The 18,369-nt window shown below is 34.9% G+C and carries 14 protein-coding genes; 5 read left to right on the forward strand and 9 right to left on the reverse strand.

Annotated elements, in window-relative coordinates; genetic code table 11:
• Window positions 1–9: 9 nt before the first annotated feature.
• Window positions 10–1,275 carry an MFS transporter gene (locus LX80_RS00755; protein WP_111293131.1) on the reverse strand — a complete coding sequence of 422 codons (1,266 nt, stop codon included), beginning with the start codon at window positions 1,273–1,275 and terminating at the stop codon, window positions 10–12.
• A 168-nt stretch (window positions 1,276–1,443) separates the two neighbouring features.
• Here LX80_RS00755 and hutH point away from each other — a divergent pair, with 168 nt between their 5' ends.
• The gene (hutH, locus tag LX80_RS00760) at window positions 1,444–2,943 is read left to right on the forward strand and encodes a histidine ammonia-lyase (protein WP_111293132.1); all 1,500 of its coding nucleotides are present in this window, start codon (window positions 1,444–1,446) and stop codon (window positions 2,941–2,943) included.
• On the opposite strand, the gene LX80_RS00765 is transcribed toward hutH, so the two are convergent.
• Window positions 2,932–4,653: a T9SS type B sorting domain-containing protein gene (locus LX80_RS00765; RefSeq protein ID WP_245897901.1), complete on the reverse strand. Its 1,722-nt coding sequence runs from the start codon at window positions 4,651–4,653 to the stop codon at window positions 2,932–2,934. The genes hutH and LX80_RS00765 overlap by 12 nt on opposite strands.
• Before the next feature lie 187 nt (window positions 4,654–4,840).
• Here LX80_RS00765 and LX80_RS00775 point away from each other — a divergent pair, with 187 nt between their 5' ends.
• Both LX80_RS00775 and tilS read left to right on the forward strand, forming a co-directional pair.
• The gene (locus LX80_RS00775; protein ID WP_111293134.1) at window positions 4,841–6,502 is read left to right on the forward strand and encodes a glutamine--tRNA ligase/YqeY domain fusion protein; all 1,662 of its coding nucleotides are present in this window, start codon (window positions 4,841–4,843) and stop codon (window positions 6,500–6,502) included.
• A gap of 39 nt (window positions 6,503–6,541) precedes the next feature.
• Window positions 6,542–7,891, forward strand: coding sequence for a tRNA lysidine(34) synthetase TilS (tilS, locus tag LX80_RS00780; protein WP_111293135.1), 1,350 nt, complete (start codon window positions 6,542–6,544; stop codon window positions 7,889–7,891).
• Here tilS and LX80_RS00785 read toward each other — a convergent pair.
• The 5 genes from LX80_RS00785 to glmS all read right to left on the reverse strand — a co-directional run bounded on the left by LX80_RS00785 (window position 7,879) and on the right by glmS (window position 13,878).
• Entirely contained in the window at window positions 7,879–8,517 is a 639-nt protein-coding gene (locus tag LX80_RS00785) for a rhomboid family intramembrane serine protease (RefSeq protein WP_111293136.1), read from the reverse strand. The genes tilS and LX80_RS00785 overlap by 13 nt on opposite strands.
• 18 nt (window positions 8,518–8,535) lie before the next feature.
• Window positions 8,536–9,009, reverse strand: a complete 474-nt coding sequence (locus tag LX80_RS00790; protein WP_111293137.1) for a 23S rRNA (pseudouridine(1915)-N(3))-methyltransferase RlmH — start codon at window positions 9,007–9,009, stop codon at window positions 8,536–8,538.
• Between the two features lie 49 nt (window positions 9,010–9,058).
• Window positions 9,059–9,712 carry a hypothetical protein gene (locus tag LX80_RS00795; RefSeq protein ID WP_111293138.1) on the reverse strand — a complete coding sequence of 218 codons (654 nt, stop codon included), beginning with the start codon at window positions 9,710–9,712 and terminating at the stop codon, window positions 9,059–9,061.
• Between the two features lie 67 nt (window positions 9,713–9,779).
• The gene (locus LX80_RS00800; protein WP_111293139.1) at window positions 9,780–12,017 is read right to left on the reverse strand and encodes a DUF4954 family protein; all 2,238 of its coding nucleotides are present in this window, start codon (window positions 12,015–12,017) and stop codon (window positions 9,780–9,782) included.
• Window positions 12,018–12,039: 22 nt separating this feature from the next.
• Complete coding sequence (gene glmS, locus LX80_RS00805) at window positions 12,040–13,878, reverse strand: glutamine--fructose-6-phosphate transaminase (isomerizing) (RefSeq protein ID WP_111293140.1); 1,839 nt, start codon at window positions 13,876–13,878, stop codon at window positions 12,040–12,042.
• A gap of 84 nt (window positions 13,879–13,962) precedes the next feature.
• On the opposite strand from glmS, the gene LX80_RS00810 reads away from it, so the two are divergent.
• Together LX80_RS00810 and LX80_RS00815 are read left to right on the forward strand one after the other, a co-directional pair.
• Window positions 13,963–14,568 (forward strand): GNAT family N-acetyltransferase, encoded by a 606-nt coding sequence (locus LX80_RS00810; RefSeq protein ID WP_111293141.1) that lies wholly within the window; start codon window positions 13,963–13,965, stop codon window positions 14,566–14,568.
• Between the two features lie 87 nt (window positions 14,569–14,655).
• The gene (locus tag LX80_RS00815) at window positions 14,656–15,999 is read left to right on the forward strand and encodes a histidine-type phosphatase (RefSeq protein WP_111293142.1); all 1,344 of its coding nucleotides are present in this window, start codon (window positions 14,656–14,658) and stop codon (window positions 15,997–15,999) included.
• Window positions 16,000–16,029: 30 nt separating this feature from the next.
• Here LX80_RS00815 and LX80_RS00820 read toward each other — a convergent pair whose 3' ends face one another.
• Together LX80_RS00820 and LX80_RS00825 are read right to left on the reverse strand one after the other, a co-directional pair.
• Window positions 16,030–16,923, reverse strand: coding sequence for a hypothetical protein (locus LX80_RS00820; protein WP_111293143.1), 894 nt, complete (start codon window positions 16,921–16,923; stop codon window positions 16,030–16,032).
• Window positions 16,924–16,934: 11 nt separating this feature from the next.
• Window positions 16,935–18,368, reverse strand: a complete 1,434-nt coding sequence (locus LX80_RS00825) for a hypothetical protein (RefSeq protein ID WP_111293144.1) — start codon at window positions 18,366–18,368, stop codon at window positions 16,935–16,937.
• Window position 18,369 lies beyond the last annotated feature (1 nt).

Here is an 18,369-nt window from a genome sequence, read left to right on the forward strand (position 1 = left end):
TATGAACTATTATTTAAATGGATTTTTAGGCAAGTATTTTTCTAGGGTAGGATGAACCACTTTACCCATGCCTGCTTTTTTAAATGCCGGAACAAAGGCAGTAACTGAAATAATACCTGCAATTCCTTCAATAAGTAATGTAAATGGTGCACTGGTTTTGTGGGCAAGGTAACCCACTAACAAACTACCCAATGGTTGCATACCCATAAAAGCCATAACGTAATAACTAATTACCCTTCCTCGCATATTTTCTGCAACATTGGTTTGAATGTATGTATTGGTAGATGCTATTAATGCCAATAATCCGCTTTCACCCAACATTATGATTGCTAAGGCCAGCCAAAAGTTTTGCATATATGAAAACAAAATAATGCAAGAAGAAATAAGTAAGTTGGCTAATGTAATTATTTTTAAAAAGTCCTTATCAGGCCTAAGTGTGGCAACATAAATGGCCCCCATTAAGGCACCTAGTCCGGCAATACTGTTTAACCAACTAAAGGTGGTTACGTTACCTTTAAAAATTTGTTGAGCATACACGGGGAATAAAGTATTATACGGCATTACAAAAAAGCTTATCAAAGCCATTAATAATATGGCCGACCGAATGCCTTTACTGTTTTGTAAATACTCATATCCTTCCTTTAAATTTTGCCAAATTGGCTCATCAATGGTTTTGGCCGGTGGGGTTTTTAGTTTCATTAATAGCAGTGAAACAATTACTGCAATAAAACTTAAAAAATTCATGAAAAAACAAACACCTTCTCCAAAACTACTTAATAAAATACCGGCAACAGCCGGGCCTGCCAAACGTGCCAAGGTAACCATGCTTGAGTTTAAGGCAATGGCATTGGGCAAGTCTGCTTTTTTTTCAACCATCAATATCATAAACGATTGACGGGCAGGCGTATCGAATGCATTGATAATGCCCAACATAATACTTAAAATAATTATGGTAATAACAGTATGAGTTCCCGTTATAACCAATGCTGCTAAAATTCCTGCCTGCACCATTGATGCAATTTGCGTAATAAGTAAAGTTTTATATCGGCTGTGTCTATCAACATAAGCACCTGCATAAGGCGATAAAAGCATTGTAGGAATTTGTCCTGCAAATGCAACCAAACCAAGCATGAAAGAAGAATGGGTTAATGTATATACCAGCCAACTCACGGCTATTCTTTGCATCCAGGTACCAATTAACGAAATAGCCTGTCCCCCAAAGTAAAGCCTGAAATTTTTATATTGCAAAGCCCGCATGGAATTGGGTAACTGCATGCTTCAAATTTTTTCTAACCTCTTAATTGAATATCAACAAATATACATTGCAAAAAATTGAAGAACGATTAATCTTTGCTGTTGGTGGGTTTAAAAATTGCAAAAGCCTTGATGTGTGCATTTTGCCGACCCTATCTTTACATTACTTTTACAACATAATTACGCCATATGAAATTGCCTTTATTTACTGTAAATACTGATTGGATTTTGCTTTCATCTGTTGCAGCTACTATTCACCAGGCTTTTGAACTTGCAGTTGATGAAAAGTCTCAACAAAATGTAAAGCAATGCCGTGCTTTTTTAAATAATAAAATGCAGCAACAAAATGCTTTGTTTTACGGTATTAATACAGGGTTTGGTTATTTGCAAAATGTGCAAATAGACAATTCTCAAATTGAACAATTACAGCATAACTTATTAATGTCACATGCCTGTGGAATGGGTAATGAAGTACCCGATGCTATAGTAAAGTTAATGTTGCTCTTAAAAATAAAATCGTTGGTGTATGGGCATAGTGGGGTACAGTGGGTAACGGTACAGCGTTTGGTTGACTTGTATAACAATAATGTTTTACCCGTTGTTTATACGCAAGGTTCATTGGGAGCTTCCGGCGATTTGGCACCGTTAAGCCATTTAAGCTTGCCTTTAATTGGATTAGGAAAGGTTAAGTACAATAATACTGTTATGCCTACGCAACAGGCTTTGCAAATGTTGAACTGGCAACCTGTAGCATTGCAAAGTAAAGAAGGACTTGCTTTAATTAACGGTACCCAATTTATGAGTGCTTATGGCGTTTACTGTATTGCAAAAGCCAAAAATTTGTTGAAATGGGCCAACTTAATTGCTGCTATTTCGTTTGATGCATTTTATTGTACTACCGAGCCTTTGAACAAACTTATACATGAAATAAGAGCCCATAAAGGGCAGGTATATTGCGCTAAAGTACTTCGAGAATATTTAGCCGACAGCAACATTGCTCAGAAAAAAAAGCAACAAGTGCAAGACCCTTATTCTTTCAGATGCATTCCGCAGGTGCATGGTGCAACTGCCGATACTTTACATTTTGTGGAAGAAACCTTTACAAGAGAAATTAACTCTGTAACAGATAATCCAAATATTTTTCCCGATGAAGATGCCATATTAAGCGGTGGGAATTTTCACGGACAGCCATTGGCGTTAGCATTGGATTTTTTATCCATTGCCATGAGCGAATTAGCCAACATAAGTGAACGAAGAACCTATCAGTTAATAAGCGGGCAACGGGGATTGCCTTTGTTTTTGGTGAAGGATCCCGGATTAAATAGTGGATTCATGATACCACAATATACTGCAGCCGGTATTGTTAGTGAAAATAAACAATTATGCACACCGGCAAGTGTTGATAGTATTTCCTCTTCTAACAATCAGGAAGACCACGTTAGTATGGGGGCCAATGCAGCTACCAAATGCTATCAATTAATAAATAATGTGGAAAAAGTATTGGCCATTGAATTACTTACAGCAAGCCAAGCACTACACTTTAGAAGACCGGAAACAAGTTCTGCTGTGATTGAAAAAATTGTTACTGAGTTTGGAAAATTGGTGCCTTTTAATGAAAAAGATAGGGTATTGCATGATGATATGATGTTAGCGGTTCAATTTATACAAACCCACGTGTTACCTGATTAATACTGTAGTGCCTTTTAATGAAAATTTTTCACCCGTTTGGCTATCGGTATAACTAAGGGTCCATACGTACGTGCCGGCGGACTGGGCTAATCCGTTAACAGTTCCATCCCATTTTTGCGTCCAATTGGTCGTATAAAAAATAACTTGTCCATACCTGTTATAAACGGTAAATCGAAGATTAATGGCTTTGTATGCATTCAGTGGATATAAATAATCATTCAACCCATCACCATTTGGCGTAAATGCTGAGGGTACTGCTATATAACAATTGGTAACTGCTTTTAATATTTTAGTATAATTAGCCGTACAACCTGCTGTATCGGTTACTAATAATTGTATTAGGTAATTAGTTGATATATTGGTATTGGGATAATTTTGTAATGGTGGTGTTTGTAAATCACTGGTTTGTCCGTTGCCAAAATCCCAATGCCATTTTGTTAGTAAGCCCGTACTTGAATCAGTAAAAGTAACAGCTTCATTGGGGCATATATAATCGGGCGCTGAGAAGTAGGCTTTGGGTGGATAATTGTCTAATATAAAATTTTTAATAATTGTATCGGAGCATACACTGTTACTGGCAATTAATTGAGTTGTTTTTTGTCCTAAAGTGGAATAAATAATGCCCGGATTTTCCATTGTACTGGTAGTTGCACTATCAAAAGTCCATAACCAGTTGGTAGCATTTTGCGCTTTTAAAAAATAATCAACCGTATCATTTACACATCCCCAGTGAATGGTGTAATCAAAATCAGCCTTTACCAATTGTTGCGAAGTAATGGTAAAGGATGCTTGTGTGCCCAACGGTACCGCATTTTGGCAGTTGTCTAATAATGTGTTTCCATCAGTGCCCATTAATTGTTGCACTGTGTACACATTGGGCGATAAAGGATTATTCAATTGCACAATAATAGAATCGGTATCAAAATTATTCACACATCCAACTCCATAAGCCGATTGTATGGAAGCATTGGGGGTAATGGAAAAGTCGCTGCCATCTGCTGCAATAGAACTACACAAAACAGTTTTATTCATTTTAATGGCAATTTCTTTACCACCACAAATGCCTGAAGCATTGGTATAAGTTGGCAAATTAGGATCGGTAATGCTGGCAGTACCACCGGTAAAATTCAAGGTATAACCACTTTGGCTATCGGTATAATGGCTCACCAATAATAAGTAGGTATGTCCCTGAATAAGGGTTGGCGGTTTGCTAAACGGTGAAACTCCGCCCTGCGCATAAGTTGGGGCTGAGGCACATTGGTTGGCAGCACTGGCAGTGTCGGCAGTACCGGTTAATCCGCCTACACCCGACCAGTTGCAGCATACAAACAAGCTAGGGTCGGTAAAAACATTATTCGGATTAACACCCGTTATATCAAATATTTGCCAATCATAATCATCTGAAATTGTGTTGGGTGTAATAACGAAAACAAGGGTGCCTGTTTGGTAGCAGGTAAATTTATACCAATAAGGATTTTTATTGGTTGCAATAAAACTGTTAGGACCGGTGGCACACACCGGAACAGGTATGCTGTTAGTACCGCAAATGCTCACCGACCCTTGTGAAAAGCTTTTAACTCCGCAAACCGGAAAAGCAGTAGTGGGGGTTTGGCCTTTTAAAGTACAAATAGGTTGAGCATGCAGGTTTAAAGTGGCTATACAACAAGTAATGATGGATAGAAAGAATATATATCTAAAAAAAGTTATCAAAATTCAGGCAGTTTTACTATTTAATGAATGGCAAATTAGGCATTCTGCTGCTTTGTCTGAATGTTTTAACAAATTCAAAGCTATTTTAATAACTAAAATAAACGTAGTTCACGGTACTCTGTTTATCTGTATGTTTTATTTAGGCGTATAGCGTACATTTGTCACCCATAACAATATTTTTTGCGGTATGAGTGATGAAAAAAGTTTAAATTTTTTAGAAGAAATTATTGAAGCCGATTTGGCAGCCGGAAAATATCAACAAATAATTACTCGTTTTCCGCCCGAACCCAATGGCTATTTGCACATGGGACATGCTACCAGTATTTGTTTAAATTTTGGACTTACCAAAAAATACGGTGGTTATACAAATTTGCGATTCGATGATACCAATCCTGTTACAGAAGATACAGAATATGTAGAAAGTATTAAGGCCGATATAAAATGGTTGGGTTTTGAATGGAAACATGAATTATATGCCAGCGATTACTTTGAAACATTATATGAATTCGCTGTTCAGTTAATTAAAAAAGGATTGGCCTATGTTGATGACAGTACCAGTGAAGAAATTGCTGAACAAAAAGGTACACCTACACAGCCGGGAACCAATAGCCCATATCGTAATAGATCGATAGAAGAAAACTTATTACTTTTTGCCGACATGCGTGCAGGAAAATATAAGGATGGTGAAAAAGTATTGCGTGCCAAAATTGACATGGCACACCCTAATATGTTAATGCGCGATCCATTAATGTATCGTATTAAACATGCGCACCATCATCGTACCGGTAATAAATGGTGTATATATCCTATGTACGATTTTGCACATGGTCAAAGCGATAGCATTGAAAAAATTACCCATTCTATTTGTACACTTGAATTTGTTCCACACCGAGAGTTGTATGATTGGTTTATAGAAAAATTAGAAATTTATCCTTCACATCAGTATGAGTTTGCCCGTCGCAATCTTTCTTATACGGTAATGAGTAAAAGGAAACTTTTACAATTGGTAAATGAAAAATATGTAGCAGGATGGGATGATCCCCGAATGCCTACCATTAGTGCTATGCGTAGGCGCGGATATTTGCCGGAAAGTATTCGTGATTTTTGTGATGGAATTGGCGTTGCTAAACGTGAAAACTTAGTTGATATTGGGCTGCTTGAATTTTATGTTCGTGAACGTTTAAATAAAGTGGCATTGCGGAGAATGGTTGTGTTTGATCCCTTAAAAATTACCATTACCAACTATCCGGATACTGTTGAATGGCTAGAATCTGAAAATAATCCTGAAGATGCTTCAGCCGGTTCGCGTACCATTCCATTTAGTAAAGAAATATATATAGAGAAGGAAGACTTCATGGAGCAACCACCGAAAAAATATTTCAGGCTGGCACCGGGGCAAATGGTTCGTTTAAAAAGTGCTTATATTATTCAGTGTAATGAAGTAATAAAAGATAGTGAAGGTAATGTTGTAGAGTTAAAATGTACTTATATTCCCGAAAGCAAAAGTGGTAATGATACCAGTGGTATTCATGTAAAAGGAACTTTGCATTGGGTAAGTATTCAACATGCTATTCCTATTGAAGTACGTTTATATGATCGTTTGTTTAATGTTGAGAATGTAGATGCAGCTGAAGGCGATTTTAAAGATTACTATAATCCCAATTCATTAGAAGTTATTCCTAAAGTATTTGCTGAACCTTCATTGCAGAATGCAACTTTAAATGAACGCTTTCAGTTTATACGTAAAGGATATTTTTGTTTAGATATTGATGCTCAAAATGGTTCTCTGATTTTTAATAGAACTGTTGGGCTGAAAGATACTTGGGCAAAAGAAATGAAAAAGGCATAAACTCATTTCTCCTACATCTTTTTGTTGCAATCTGTATATATGAATTTATTTGAAGCATTTCAATTGCAATGGAAACAAAAGTTTTCCTACTTACACCCTCATAACTGTACCTTATTGGTGGCAGTAAGCGGTGGGGTAGATAGTATGGTACTGTTACATTGCTTACACAAAATACAATTCCATATAGCAGTTGCACATGTAAATTTTCAGTTGAGGGGGGAAGAAAGTATTCGTGATGCAGTTTTTGTACAGCAAACCTGTGAAAAGTATAATATTCCTTTTTATTTAAAAACAGTAAACACACAAGCTTTTGCTGACGAAGAAAAAATTTCAATTCAAGTAGCAGCAAGGCGGCTTCGTTATGAGTGGTTCGAACAACTATTACAACAACCCTACTTTAAAACAACGCCCAATGCTTTTATTGTAACAGCTCACCATGCCAATGATAATATTGAAACACTATTGCATCATTTATTCAGGGGTACCGGAATAGCAGGATTACAAGGTATTCCTTCAAAAAATAATCAGATTATCCGTCCATTATTATTTGCTTATAAGCAAGATATTATTGCATACGCAGAGCAAAACAAGTTACAATGGGTTGATGATTCATCCAATAAAAAACACGATTATACGCGTAATTTTATTCGGTTACAAATTTTGCCGCAGTTACAACAACATTTTCCCAATATCGATGCTATATTGACGGAGAATATTGAAAGATTTCAAGAAGCAAACTTATTATACCAGCAAGCTTTACAAAACCATTTTAAAAAACTAATACAACAAAACGAATTCGGCTATCAAATTCCTATAGAATTATTAAAGAAAACACAACCCTTCACAACAGTTTTATGGGAAATTGCCAAACAATTTGGTTGCCAGTCTGCACAGTTAATTTCCATAGAAAAATTATTAGATGCAAAAAACGGAAGTGTGGTGGAAACATCCACTCATCGATTTGTCAAAAACAGGAAATGGTTATTGATACAATTGCGCAGTAATCCCATCAACGACTTTGTAACGATTCAAAAATGGTGTAATCAAATTCAATATGCCGCGGGTAAATTATTGTTGAATAAAGTGCCGGTTCCCGAAAAATTTGAAGCCAATAATCATACTATTTATATTGATGAAGCTGCATTGCAATTTCCTTTAATTATACGTAAGCTAAAAACGGGAGATTATTTTTATCCCTTTGGGATGAAACACAAAAAAAAGATTAGTCGTTTTTTAATTGATTTGAAACTATCGCTTCCCCAAAAAGAAAATGTATGGGTGTTAGAAATGAATAAAAAAATAATTTGGGTAATTGGTTATCGGGCCGATAATCGTTTTAAAGTAAATGCCAATGCTAAGCAATGCATTAAAATTGATTATTTAAAATAGTTACTTACTTCGTTAATAAAATGCCCTACCGGGTTAAATGGGCTTAAAAAGTGTGCCGTAATAATTAAAAAAACTATGCCATATATTGCCCCCCAAAAATGTGCTGAATGATTGATTCTGCTATTGCCTTTTCTTGATAAATACGCCGAAATTACCAAGTAAACTATGCCGAATAAGAAGGCGGGAAATTCAATAGGAATAAATAGTAAACTTAAAGGTTGGGTAGGGGCTAAAAATACAAACGCAAATACAACTGCCGAAACCGCCCCCGATGCACCTAAGCTTTTATATGCATAGTTGGTAGCATTTTTAAAATAAGTGGGTAATAAACAAACAATTAATGCGGTAACGTATAATATCAGAAAAAGTGGCTTACCTCTTTCGCCATAAATGGTAACAAAGAAATTTTCAATAGCATCACCAAACATATAAAAGGCATACATATTAAACGCTAAATGCATTAAATCGGCATGAATAAATCCACAAGTAACGAAACGATACCATTGATGTTGATAGGTAATTGCGGGTGGATAAAAAATTAAATCGTCTATTAGCCTTTCATTCGAAAAAGCAAGAAAAGATATGATGCTGGTAATGGCGATTATTATGATGGTAATTGAAGGCATATTTATGATTGCTGCAAATTATATATGATGATATTTTTCATTGTTCAGAATGGTACATGCCCTATATATTTGTTCTGCCAAAATTAGTCGGACCAACATATGCGGAAATACCAATTTTGATAAGCTCCAAGTAAAATCAGCACGTTTTAAAATTACTTCATCTACGCCAAATGCGCCGCCAATTAAAAAGATCATTTTTCTATTTCCTGCATTAATTTTTTGTTGTATAAAATTAGCCAGTTCAATAGATGTTAGTTGTTTACCTTTTTCATCCAGCACTATCAAATAATCTTCCTTTTGTAAACTGTTTAGTATTAAACCGGCTTCTGCCTTTTTTAATTCAGCTGCACTAAGCGTAGCAGCATTTTTTAGTGGCTTTATGATGAACCATTCAACCGGAAAATAATTTTTAATTCGTTTAGTAAATTCCTCTATAGCTTCACTCACCATAGGCTCATGCTGCTTGCCGATTGAAATAAATTGTATTTTCATAACAGCTAATGATATGTATCGGCAATGAATAATAAGGTTTCCAAGATGTTTATATTTTAATGATTTCGTACCCAATTATTAAAATATATATGAATATAAGTAGCACCACAAAAATGATGATGAATACGGGTATTAAACTTAGCAGCATATATACCTTGCTTTTAAATAAGTTGCTGTAAGTAAAATTGTCGCTTATTTGTAACATTCCCTCATTGTGTGCCTTTAAAAATTTTGCCAAATAATATTGATATTGTTGAAATGACGGTTTTAATACGTTGCTAATTACAGTTTTTATGGAATCTGTATTTCCGGGCAGATGGCTGTAGTAATAGGTAATTAAGGTATTATACTTTTTTCTAGATGTTTTTAAACTGTCTAAAATAAGGCTATCGGTAGGGTGTAGCAGATTTAATATTGAGATGCTATCGAAACGTTTATTGTTTTGAACAATTACTTGTTCCCAGTTATTTATTCTGATTGCTTTTTGATTATTACAAGCATACTCCAGGAATGTTGCCCAATTTGCATAAGATGTTTGTAAAATTTGTTGGCTTATGGCATTGAAATGGGCTTCTTTGTTGATTAGTTTACTATACTCTCTGTCAATTTTTCTGGCAAAGAAGTTGTAAAAAATAAACGTAACAACAATTGTAAAAATTAATAATACAATAATTCCCTTTTTTGAAAAGAATAGTGAACCCATATTTTCATTTCTGTGAGAACGAATATAGGTAAGAATTTTTAGTAAAATTTATTAGCTTTCATTTATTTTAAGCTTTCATAGGTAGCTGAAGTAATTTTTCGCTTATTAATTCTAATGTTGTTTTAAATGCCATTAATTCCTTGTTTTGTTGATTAATGAATGAATTATCTGCCAGTTTACCCATTACAGCCTCCATTTCAGCATCTGAATCGTAAACCATTTTCCGATAAGGATTGATATAATCTTTTTCCCTGGAAAGGAAAATTTGTTCGGTGATCCAGCTTTTTGTTTCTATTACTTCTTTAAACAATTTTTGAATAAAGTTTGCATTAATTGTTTCCCAGTTAATTTGATATAACTCTGTTAATGCAGCTAAAGCGTGTTTTGTTTTTTCAGTATTGTAAAGATTTCCCTGCTTTTCATAAAAATGATGAACTTGCTCCCAACTATTAATATTGTTGTTTTTAATTTGCAGAAGCAGTTTATCAACAGTGTCTTTTTCCATTAGCTGCCCACCAACATTTATCCATTGTTTTCTTTCAAAGTTGGGCAACGATTTTTTTAAGTCGGAAACACTAGTAATAGAATTAGTGTTTATCCAGTTTAATAAATGATTAATGCCATAATAAGCAATCATTTGTTTGTATAAATGATATGCTTTGAATGCTTTAATAATAATTGTTTTGCGTTTATTATTTTCAGCATTCGGTAAAACAATTTCTAATGAATCAATGAGTTCAGCACCATTTTCCTTGTTCAATAATTCTCGTCCTTTTTCAATACAAGCTTCATTACTATTGCTTAGTTCGTTAGTTTCTTTAGTATAAAAAGCTTTTCCAACACAATATTCAAGCGTACTAATGCCGTCAAACATTTCGTTTACGGTATCTGGTGCAAGAAAATCGTATTCCAGGTATTGAATTTTTTCAGTTCTTTTATCGCGATCAATGTATTTCCAACTGTTGCGAGCAAGCGCGTACATATTGTACATAAACCAATATGCCGGCATTATTACCAGTTGGTTTTTTTCATTATCAATGCTTACCAATGAAAAAGGCAAAGTAATATTAAGCTCTGCAGGATAATCGCCTTTTGCTAAAATAATGTAACTGGCAAATTTAGAGTTGTGCTTTAAACTAACGCATAAGCCGGGCCAAAAACCACGCCCCATAACCATTTCGCCATCCGGACCTCTAGAATTATGGTTTGAACCAATAGTTGCACCTGCAGCAATATTACTTTGTCCCATTAATAAAGCGGCACACAAAAATGAATTATTGTGGTGTTGTTCGTGTGCGGGAAAGATTAATGAGTTTAATACTTCGCAGCATGAAATAGTGGCATTATTACCCAAATAAGAATTAATTAATCGAGCACCATATTTTAATTGAGAATGCGAAGCCATAATAAAACGTACGGCTTTTACACCATAAAATATTCTGCATCCGAAGCCAATAATACCATTCACCAATTCACAACCTTCACCAATTTGTGTTTGTCCTTCTTTTCCTGAATTAATGGTTAAGTTTTTTAATTTATTGGCACCTTTAATATAGGCATCCTCGCCAATCCATACATCTTTTAAAATGGCAGAATTTTTGATAACCGTTCTATTGCCTACTTTTCCATAATAGCCGCGTTTTTGGTTAAACTGTTTTTCGGTGAAATTTTTAAATTGCTGTAACAGTTCTTTGTCAGCTCTATATTTACTCCATAAATAGGCATCACCGGGTAGCATGCCATTGAATGGAATTACACTTCTTCCACCGTTTTCATTGCAAATTTCCAACCAAATACGAATGGCTTCATCTTCACCTTCTTTCACAATACCATTTCCAAACTTTGCGTGGTTTGAAGTAACCATTTCATTAATATTGGCTAAAATACATTCATTACCAATAATGAAGTGTGATAAGTAATTCACATTGTCAATTACCACATTATCGCCAATGTCGCAACTTATAATAATGGAATTGTATAAACCCACGGGTATGGTTAAGTCACTAAAGTTCAGGCATATTGGTTCCAATTTGCCAATTCGAACCAGCCCAAAAAACTTACAGTTTTTTACCAGTTCGGGGTTAAAGGCATCTGATACTAAAATATTATTCCAATCGTCGCTGGTATTCCTGTTTTTTACCAATGCTTCAATTTCGTATGCGGTTAAACGTCGGTATTCAATACCGCTTCTGTTTTGTGCATCTCTTAAATAATATTCATTTTTTCCCTTTGGTAAATATTCCGGCGGAATAAAATGATATCCTAATTGTTGTATAGGTATTTTTTGAATATTATTTTCAGGCATGTTGTTACATTTGGTTCAAAAATTATTCTACTGTAACACTTTTGGCTAAGTTACGAGGTTTGTCAACATCGTATCCTTTTGCAACGCCAACATAATAGCTTAATAATTGTAAAGGTATAACACTTAATAAAGGTGCCAATACTTCATCTGTTTCAGGCACAAATAGTGTATCGTTAGCCATAGGTGGTAAAGTATTATCGCCCTCTGTCGCAATGGCAATAACGATTCCTTTTCTTGCCTTAATTTCTTGCACATTGCTAATTACTTTTTCATAATATTTATCCTTTGTGGCAACAAATACAACCGGAAGTTGATTGTCGACCAATGCAATGGGGCCATGCTTCATTTCTGCTGCGGGGTACCCCTCTGCGTGTATATAAGATATTTCTTTTAGTTTAAGCGCACCTTCTAATGCTACCGGAAAATTGTAGCCACGCCCTAAATATAAAAAGTCATTTGCATCTTTATATTTCTCAGCAATTTGTTGAACACGCTCAGTATTTTTCAATATTTCTCTTACTTTATCAGGAATATCGGCCAGTTCCTGCATAAGTGCTAAATAACGGTCATGCATTAAGGTACCTTTCGCTAAACCAATTTTTAAAGCCATCATAGCCAATACAGCCAATTGTCCGGTAAAAGCTTTTGTACTGGCTACACCAATTTCAGGCCCTGCATGCGTATAGGCCCCTGCATTACTTAAGCGTGCAATGCTGCTGCCTACAACATTTACTACTCCAAAAATAAAAGCACCTTTTTCTTTGGCATTTTCTAATGCTACTAAAGTATCGGCTGTTTCACCGCTTTGTGAAATGGCAATAATTACATCGCCTTTGTGTATAATGGGGTTTCTGTATCTGAACTCACTGGCATATTCTACTTCAACAGGAATACGGCAAAGCTCTTCAATCATGTATTCTGCCACTAATCCGGCATGCCAACTGGTGCCACAGGCAACAATAATCATACGGTGTGCATTTGTTAAAGCTTCTAAGTGGTTTTCAATGCCGCTCATAATAATTTTACCTACTTCCGGAAGTAAACGTCCTCTTAAGCAATCGCGAATGGTTTCAGGTTGTTCATGAATTTCTTTTAGCATAAAATGGTCATAACCACCTTTTTCAATAGCAGCTAAGTCCATATCGAGTTTGGTAATAAAAGGTGTTTGTTTTTCATTACCTAAATTCTTTAAAGTAAGTTCGTCGGCTTTTACAATGGCAATTTCATAATCGTTTACATACACTACTTCTTTGGTGTATTCAATAATGGGTGAGGCATCGCTGGCTAAGAAATGTTCGCCCTTACCAATACCTATCACTAACGGACTCCCTTTTCTGGCAGCAATAATGGTATCAGGGTCATTTTTATCAATTAACAAAATACAATAAGCACCCACAACACGTTTTAAAGCAATGCGCAATGCTTCTTCTAAATTACACTGATTGTTTTTTTGAATGTCTTCAATAAAGTTCAATAAAACCTCAGTATCTGTGTCGCTGGTAAAATGATATCCCTTCTTTAATAATTCGTTTTTTATGCTAACATAGTTTTCAATAATACCATTGTGAATCATGGCTAAGTTACCATTGTTGCTGGTATGTGGGTGGGCATTTCTATCACTTGGTTCACCATGTGTAGCCCAGCGGGTATGGCCTATGCCTATATGTGCATGCACGTTTTTGCCTAAAGCAGCTTCTTCTAAATCAGTAACACGCCCTTTTTTCTTATAAATATTCAATGCGCCGTTGTCAATTAAAGCAATACCGGCACTATCATATCCACGATATTCCAAACGTTTTAAACCTTTAATAATAATAGGGTAGGCTTCTTTTTTACCAATGTATCCAACAATTCCACACATAATATAATGAATTTATGATGAGCCTGCAATATCCTAAATTTTACGCTAAAATTGTGTAAGTTCATGCACAAATACACTATTTGTATGAGTAAGGCATTTCCATTTCATGAAACATTGGTGCTGGAAAATGAACGCGTTATATTGCGTGCATTAACACAAAATGATGTAGCTAATTTGCGTGTTTTTTCTGAACATGAACCGGAATTATGGCAATATTCAATTCAATCTGCTGCAGGTGAAGCAAACCTGCAATTGTATATGGATAAGGCATTGAAAGATAAAAGCGAAGGCAATGCATATCCGTTTATCGTATATGATAAAATAATGCAAGAATACGCAGGTTGTACTCGTTTTTATGATATTCAATCGCAACATGCTTGCTTGCAATTGGGTTATACTTGGTATGGAAAAAAATTTCAGGGTACAGGCTTAAATGTACATTGTAAATATTTAATGCTTTCATTTGTGTTTGATAATTTGGGTTTTGAAAGGGTAGAGGCAAGGGCTGATGTTTTAAATAAAAGAAGTATTGCTGCCATGAAAAAAATTGGTTTTTTGGAAGAAGGCATTTTACGCAACAATGCACTAAGTGCTAATGGCATTAGAAGAGATTCAATGGTGCTTTCAATTTTAAAATCAGAGTGGTATGATGCAATAAAAAAGCAGATCCTTCATTTAATGCAGTATTAATCAATATTATTTTTTTGTAAAATTCAATTGGTTATTCCCACTAATTTTAAATTTTGCTTTTATTGCAAGAATATAATAAGCTTATTCATGCGCCCATTTATTGTTCTTATTGCATTGTTTATTTGTTGTAATCAATTCATTAATGCCCAAACTTGTGAAGAAAATTTTTGGGGTACTAAACAAGTTTATTTTCCACAACAGAAAAATTATACACCACCTCCTAAAGGCTATGAACCAATTTTTATTAATTACATAGGCAGGCATGGTGCAAGGCATTTGACCAAGCCTATGAGCGAAAACAAGGCCTATCAATTAGTAATGAAGGCGGCTAACAAAAATGCATTAACTGAAGTTGGTGCATCATTAAAAAATGCAATTCTTAATTTATCTGCAATTGAAGCCAATGCTGATGGTAATATTTCTGAATTGGGCAAACTTGAGCAAAGCAATATCGCCAAACGTATGGTTAAAAACAATCCGCACGTATTCGGAAAAAAAGTTTTACTTGTTAATACAACCGTTGGAAATAAAATACGCACTTTACAATCTGCTAATGCTTTTTTGGAAGGATTAAAAGAAGCTTGTAATTGTAAAATAATTAACAGGCAATATATTGATGATACTACTACCCGGTTTTATGACCTTTCACCTGCATATGAAAATTATAAAAAAATAGGTAACTGGCAGCATTCATTAGATACTTTGGAAACTCACTTAGCATTATTTGAAAAAGCAAACGATTTAATAGAAAAGGTTTTTACTGCTGAATTTGCCCAAACAATTAAAAGGCAGGATGCTTTAAAGTTTATGCAAGAAGTGTTTGGTTTTTTAACCATTATTCCTTCCTTGAAAAATGAGATAATCAGCAAAGGCATATCCGTTAGTGAAGTTAATTTTTTTCCATTTTTTAATTGCAAAGTATTACAAGCCTTACATAATTATGATAATGCTGAAGCCTATTTTTTAAAAGGTCCGGGAAATAATGTAAATGGAATTCAAGTTAAAATTGCTGCGCCTTTGTTAGCTGATTTTATTTACACGACAGATTCATTCATTGCCAATAAAAAAACACCTTTGCAAATTCGATTTGGGCATGCTGAAACCATTGCCCCTTTTGCTGCTTTCATGGGAATTTCAGGTGCCTCAACACAAATAGAAAATGTTTCTCAAATTTCAACTTTTTGGGAAGATTCGAAAATTATTCCGTTGAGTGCCAATATTCAATGGGTATTATATTATCATCCAAAACTTAAACATTACTTGGTAAAATTTTTATTAAACGAAAAGGAAGTATCCATAAATGGCTTAACTACTCAGCATTTTCCTTTTTACGATTGGCAGGATGTAAAAAAATATTATTCTGAAAAACTTATTCGGTTCAATATTTACCCCAACACTGACCTTTATCAATGGCTATTTTCTTTGCAATAACTAATGAATAATTTTATGCATGTAACACTTTTATAAGTTGGTTGAATATAAGGCAGCGTTTTGATGTTTTGTGGTTTCGCAACTTATCAGTAAGTGTGTTGGTGTAACATAACAAATGCCTTCGGTTTGCCATTTGTTAAAGTTGTTGCCTATGGTAACTCTTGATGCATTTGAATTATTTAAATTATGGCCATTAAAGTTGTTAAAGAACAACAGGAAACTGTTTAGTTTTTTGTCTTCATATCCTATTAATACCAATTGTTTTGTGTCAGCACAATAATCAGCCCCTGTAATTTTTCCCTTACTGTTATAGGTAGTTATGGGTGAAACATTGTAATTGCCCGGGGCTTTAGATAACGTATATAAACGGGTGTTTTCATCACCTCTGTTTTTCGTAAAAAGATATAAGTTACTATCTATACTTACCATTGCTTCACAATCAAAATTGTTTTTTTCATTTTTCATAAACGAATTTTGATCGTTGTATTTAAAATTAATTGCATCAGCATTTAAAGCTACATTCAATTGATGATTGGGAATGCTAGATATAGGAATTTTTAACACTCTAAGATCAGTTCTGATGCCTTTATTGTTACCAAAGTCACCAATATAAATATAGTTTTCATCGGCGGTTATATCTTCCCAATCAATGTTGGGATAGTTGTTTATGTGAATGGTTTGAAGTATGTTTCCCGTAGCGGTATCAATTTGAAATAAGTCGGGTGTATTACCCGAGTCATTAAACGTAAAACATTTTCCGTTTACAAAACATAAACCTGATGAAGAGCTTAAGCGGGTTGGTAAATCGCATTTTTTTGTTATGCTAATAGCGTGTCCGTTACTTACAACACGGCACTCAATAAATTGAGTGCCGGTAGAAAATAATAAGCAAATGAAAAATATGATGCTAAATACAGAATGCATTGTGTAATTTTTTAATGTAAATTACCTGTACCATTAAACTGATAACAACCAATATCTCTACCAGGCATTGAGTAGGTAGTAACACCATATTTAGGGTCAACGGGTACTACAGCCATTGGACTAAATCCGGTATAACCTTTTCCAATACAAGGCGAAGTTGGTTGCAAGTTAAAATTAAAATTGCCAATAGCAGTAATATCTTGTAGGCGATATCCACCTTTAACCGGTAATGGATAGTTTACAAACATGGGGTTACCAACTTGTACAGCTTTACTACCATCATAAGGTTGATTCGGAATGTATTTATAGTTAGCCGGAAGATACGTGAAAGGATTGGGAAAATCAGTGGCTACCGGTTTGGTTACTGAACCTGCAGCTTCAGGGAATATTTCATTGGCAACACTTAAACTATCGGCCCAATAATAATTATAACCATAGTTGTTATTATACATGTAGGCAGTGTCGGGTACGTTGGTATTGAGGCGTAAGCCGAATTTACAGTTTACAATTAGGTTATTGAATACTTTTCCTCTTGCCCCATTTTCGTAATTGATAGAGCCCCCACGACCTGTTTTGGTTTGACGATAACCGGAATTAACAATAGTATTATTATACACATTTACCTCGCAGTTGGCCAAACCCGGTGCAATACCTGAATTAGCAGCTTTTAATGAGTTAGTGGCACCGCCAATAAACATATTATAAGCCATATCGCCAACACCACCTGCTTTTATGTTAAGAATATCGCCGCCGGTTTTACCGCACTTTTCAAATGTGCTTCTCAAAATAGCAATTTTACCTCCCTGTCCTCCAATGCGTAAAGCATCATCTACCGTACCATAAACCCATGAATCTTCTATTACTAAATATCCGTTTCCATTTGAAAAATATACAGCATAACAATTATCGGTAGTTTTTAAACCTGCAATTGCATAAGCACCCGAACCATTTGCACCTGCCAGTGCGCCACAATATTCCAAGTGTGTCCATTTTAAAATCATATATTGACATGTAACGTCACCAATAATACCTTTCCAAATACCATTGAAGGCAGAATCTTTTTGAACAGAATAATTTACTACCGGATTGTCGGTTTTCGTTTGACCTTCTACAGTTAACCAAATTGGGTTGCTTTGTGTACCTAATGAAAATAAATTTCCTTTAACAATTAATCCTGCGTGATTTCTAAAATAAACTTTCACTCCGGGTTGAATCACTAAACTATCGCCCGCATTTACATAAATATCACAGTTTACATAATAAGTTTTACCAGCCAGCATGGTGCCAGAAATGCTTCCGCAAAGGGGCACAGAATCACTAATGGGTTTAGGTGGCGGTGGAACATATTTGTAAATGTCTTGATGTTCTTCGGTAATTTTTTTACAACCTGAAGCTATAAGAGCCAATGATAATGCCGATAAAATAAATAGATAAATATTTTTCATA

The sequence above is a fragment of the Hydrotalea sandarakina genome (genome assembly GCF_003254115.1).
GTDB lineage: Bacteria > Bacteroidota > Bacteroidia > Chitinophagales > Chitinophagaceae > Hydrotalea > Hydrotalea sandarakina.

What these genes read in the sequence shown, in the direction of transcription:
- LX80_RS00755 (WP_111293131.1), bottom strand. Translation starts at nt 1,275, where the DNA reads ATGCAGTTACCCAATTCCATGCGGGCTTTGCAATATAAAAATTTCAGG.
- hutH (WP_111293132.1), top strand. Translation starts at nt 1,444, where the DNA reads ATGAAATTGCCTTTATTTACTGTAAATACTGATTGGATTTTGCTTTCA.
- LX80_RS00775 (WP_111293134.1), top strand. Translation starts at nt 4,841, where the DNA reads ATGAGTGATGAAAAAAGTTTAAATTTTTTAGAAGAAATTATTGAAGCC.
- tilS (WP_111293135.1), top strand. Translation starts at nt 6,542, where the DNA reads ATGAATTTATTTGAAGCATTTCAATTGCAATGGAAACAAAAGTTTTCC.
- LX80_RS00785 (WP_111293136.1), bottom strand. Translation starts at nt 8,517, where the DNA reads ATGCCTTCAATTACCATCATAATAATCGCCATTACCAGCATCATATCT.
- LX80_RS00790 (WP_111293137.1), bottom strand. Translation starts at nt 9,009, where the DNA reads ATGAAAATACAATTTATTTCAATCGGCAAGCAGCATGAGCCTATGGTG.
- LX80_RS00795 (WP_111293138.1), bottom strand. Translation starts at nt 9,712, where the DNA reads ATGGGTTCACTATTCTTTTCAAAAAAGGGAATTATTGTATTATTAATT.
- LX80_RS00800 (WP_111293139.1), bottom strand. Translation starts at nt 12,017, where the DNA reads ATGCCTGAAAATAATATTCAAAAAATACCTATACAACAATTAGGATAT.
- glmS (WP_111293140.1), bottom strand. Translation starts at nt 13,878, where the DNA reads ATGTGTGGAATTGTTGGATACATTGGTAAAAAAGAAGCCTACCCTATT.
- LX80_RS00810 (WP_111293141.1), top strand. Translation starts at nt 13,963, where the DNA reads ATGAGTAAGGCATTTCCATTTCATGAAACATTGGTGCTGGAAAATGAA.
- LX80_RS00815 (WP_111293142.1), top strand. Translation starts at nt 14,656, where the DNA reads ATGCGCCCATTTATTGTTCTTATTGCATTGTTTATTTGTTGTAATCAA.
- LX80_RS00820 (WP_111293143.1), bottom strand. Translation starts at nt 16,923, where the DNA reads ATGCATTCTGTATTTAGCATCATATTTTTCATTTGCTTATTATTTTCT.
- LX80_RS00825 (WP_111293144.1), bottom strand. Translation starts at nt 18,368, where the DNA reads ATGAAAAATATTTATCTATTTATTTTATCGGCATTATCATTGGCTCTT.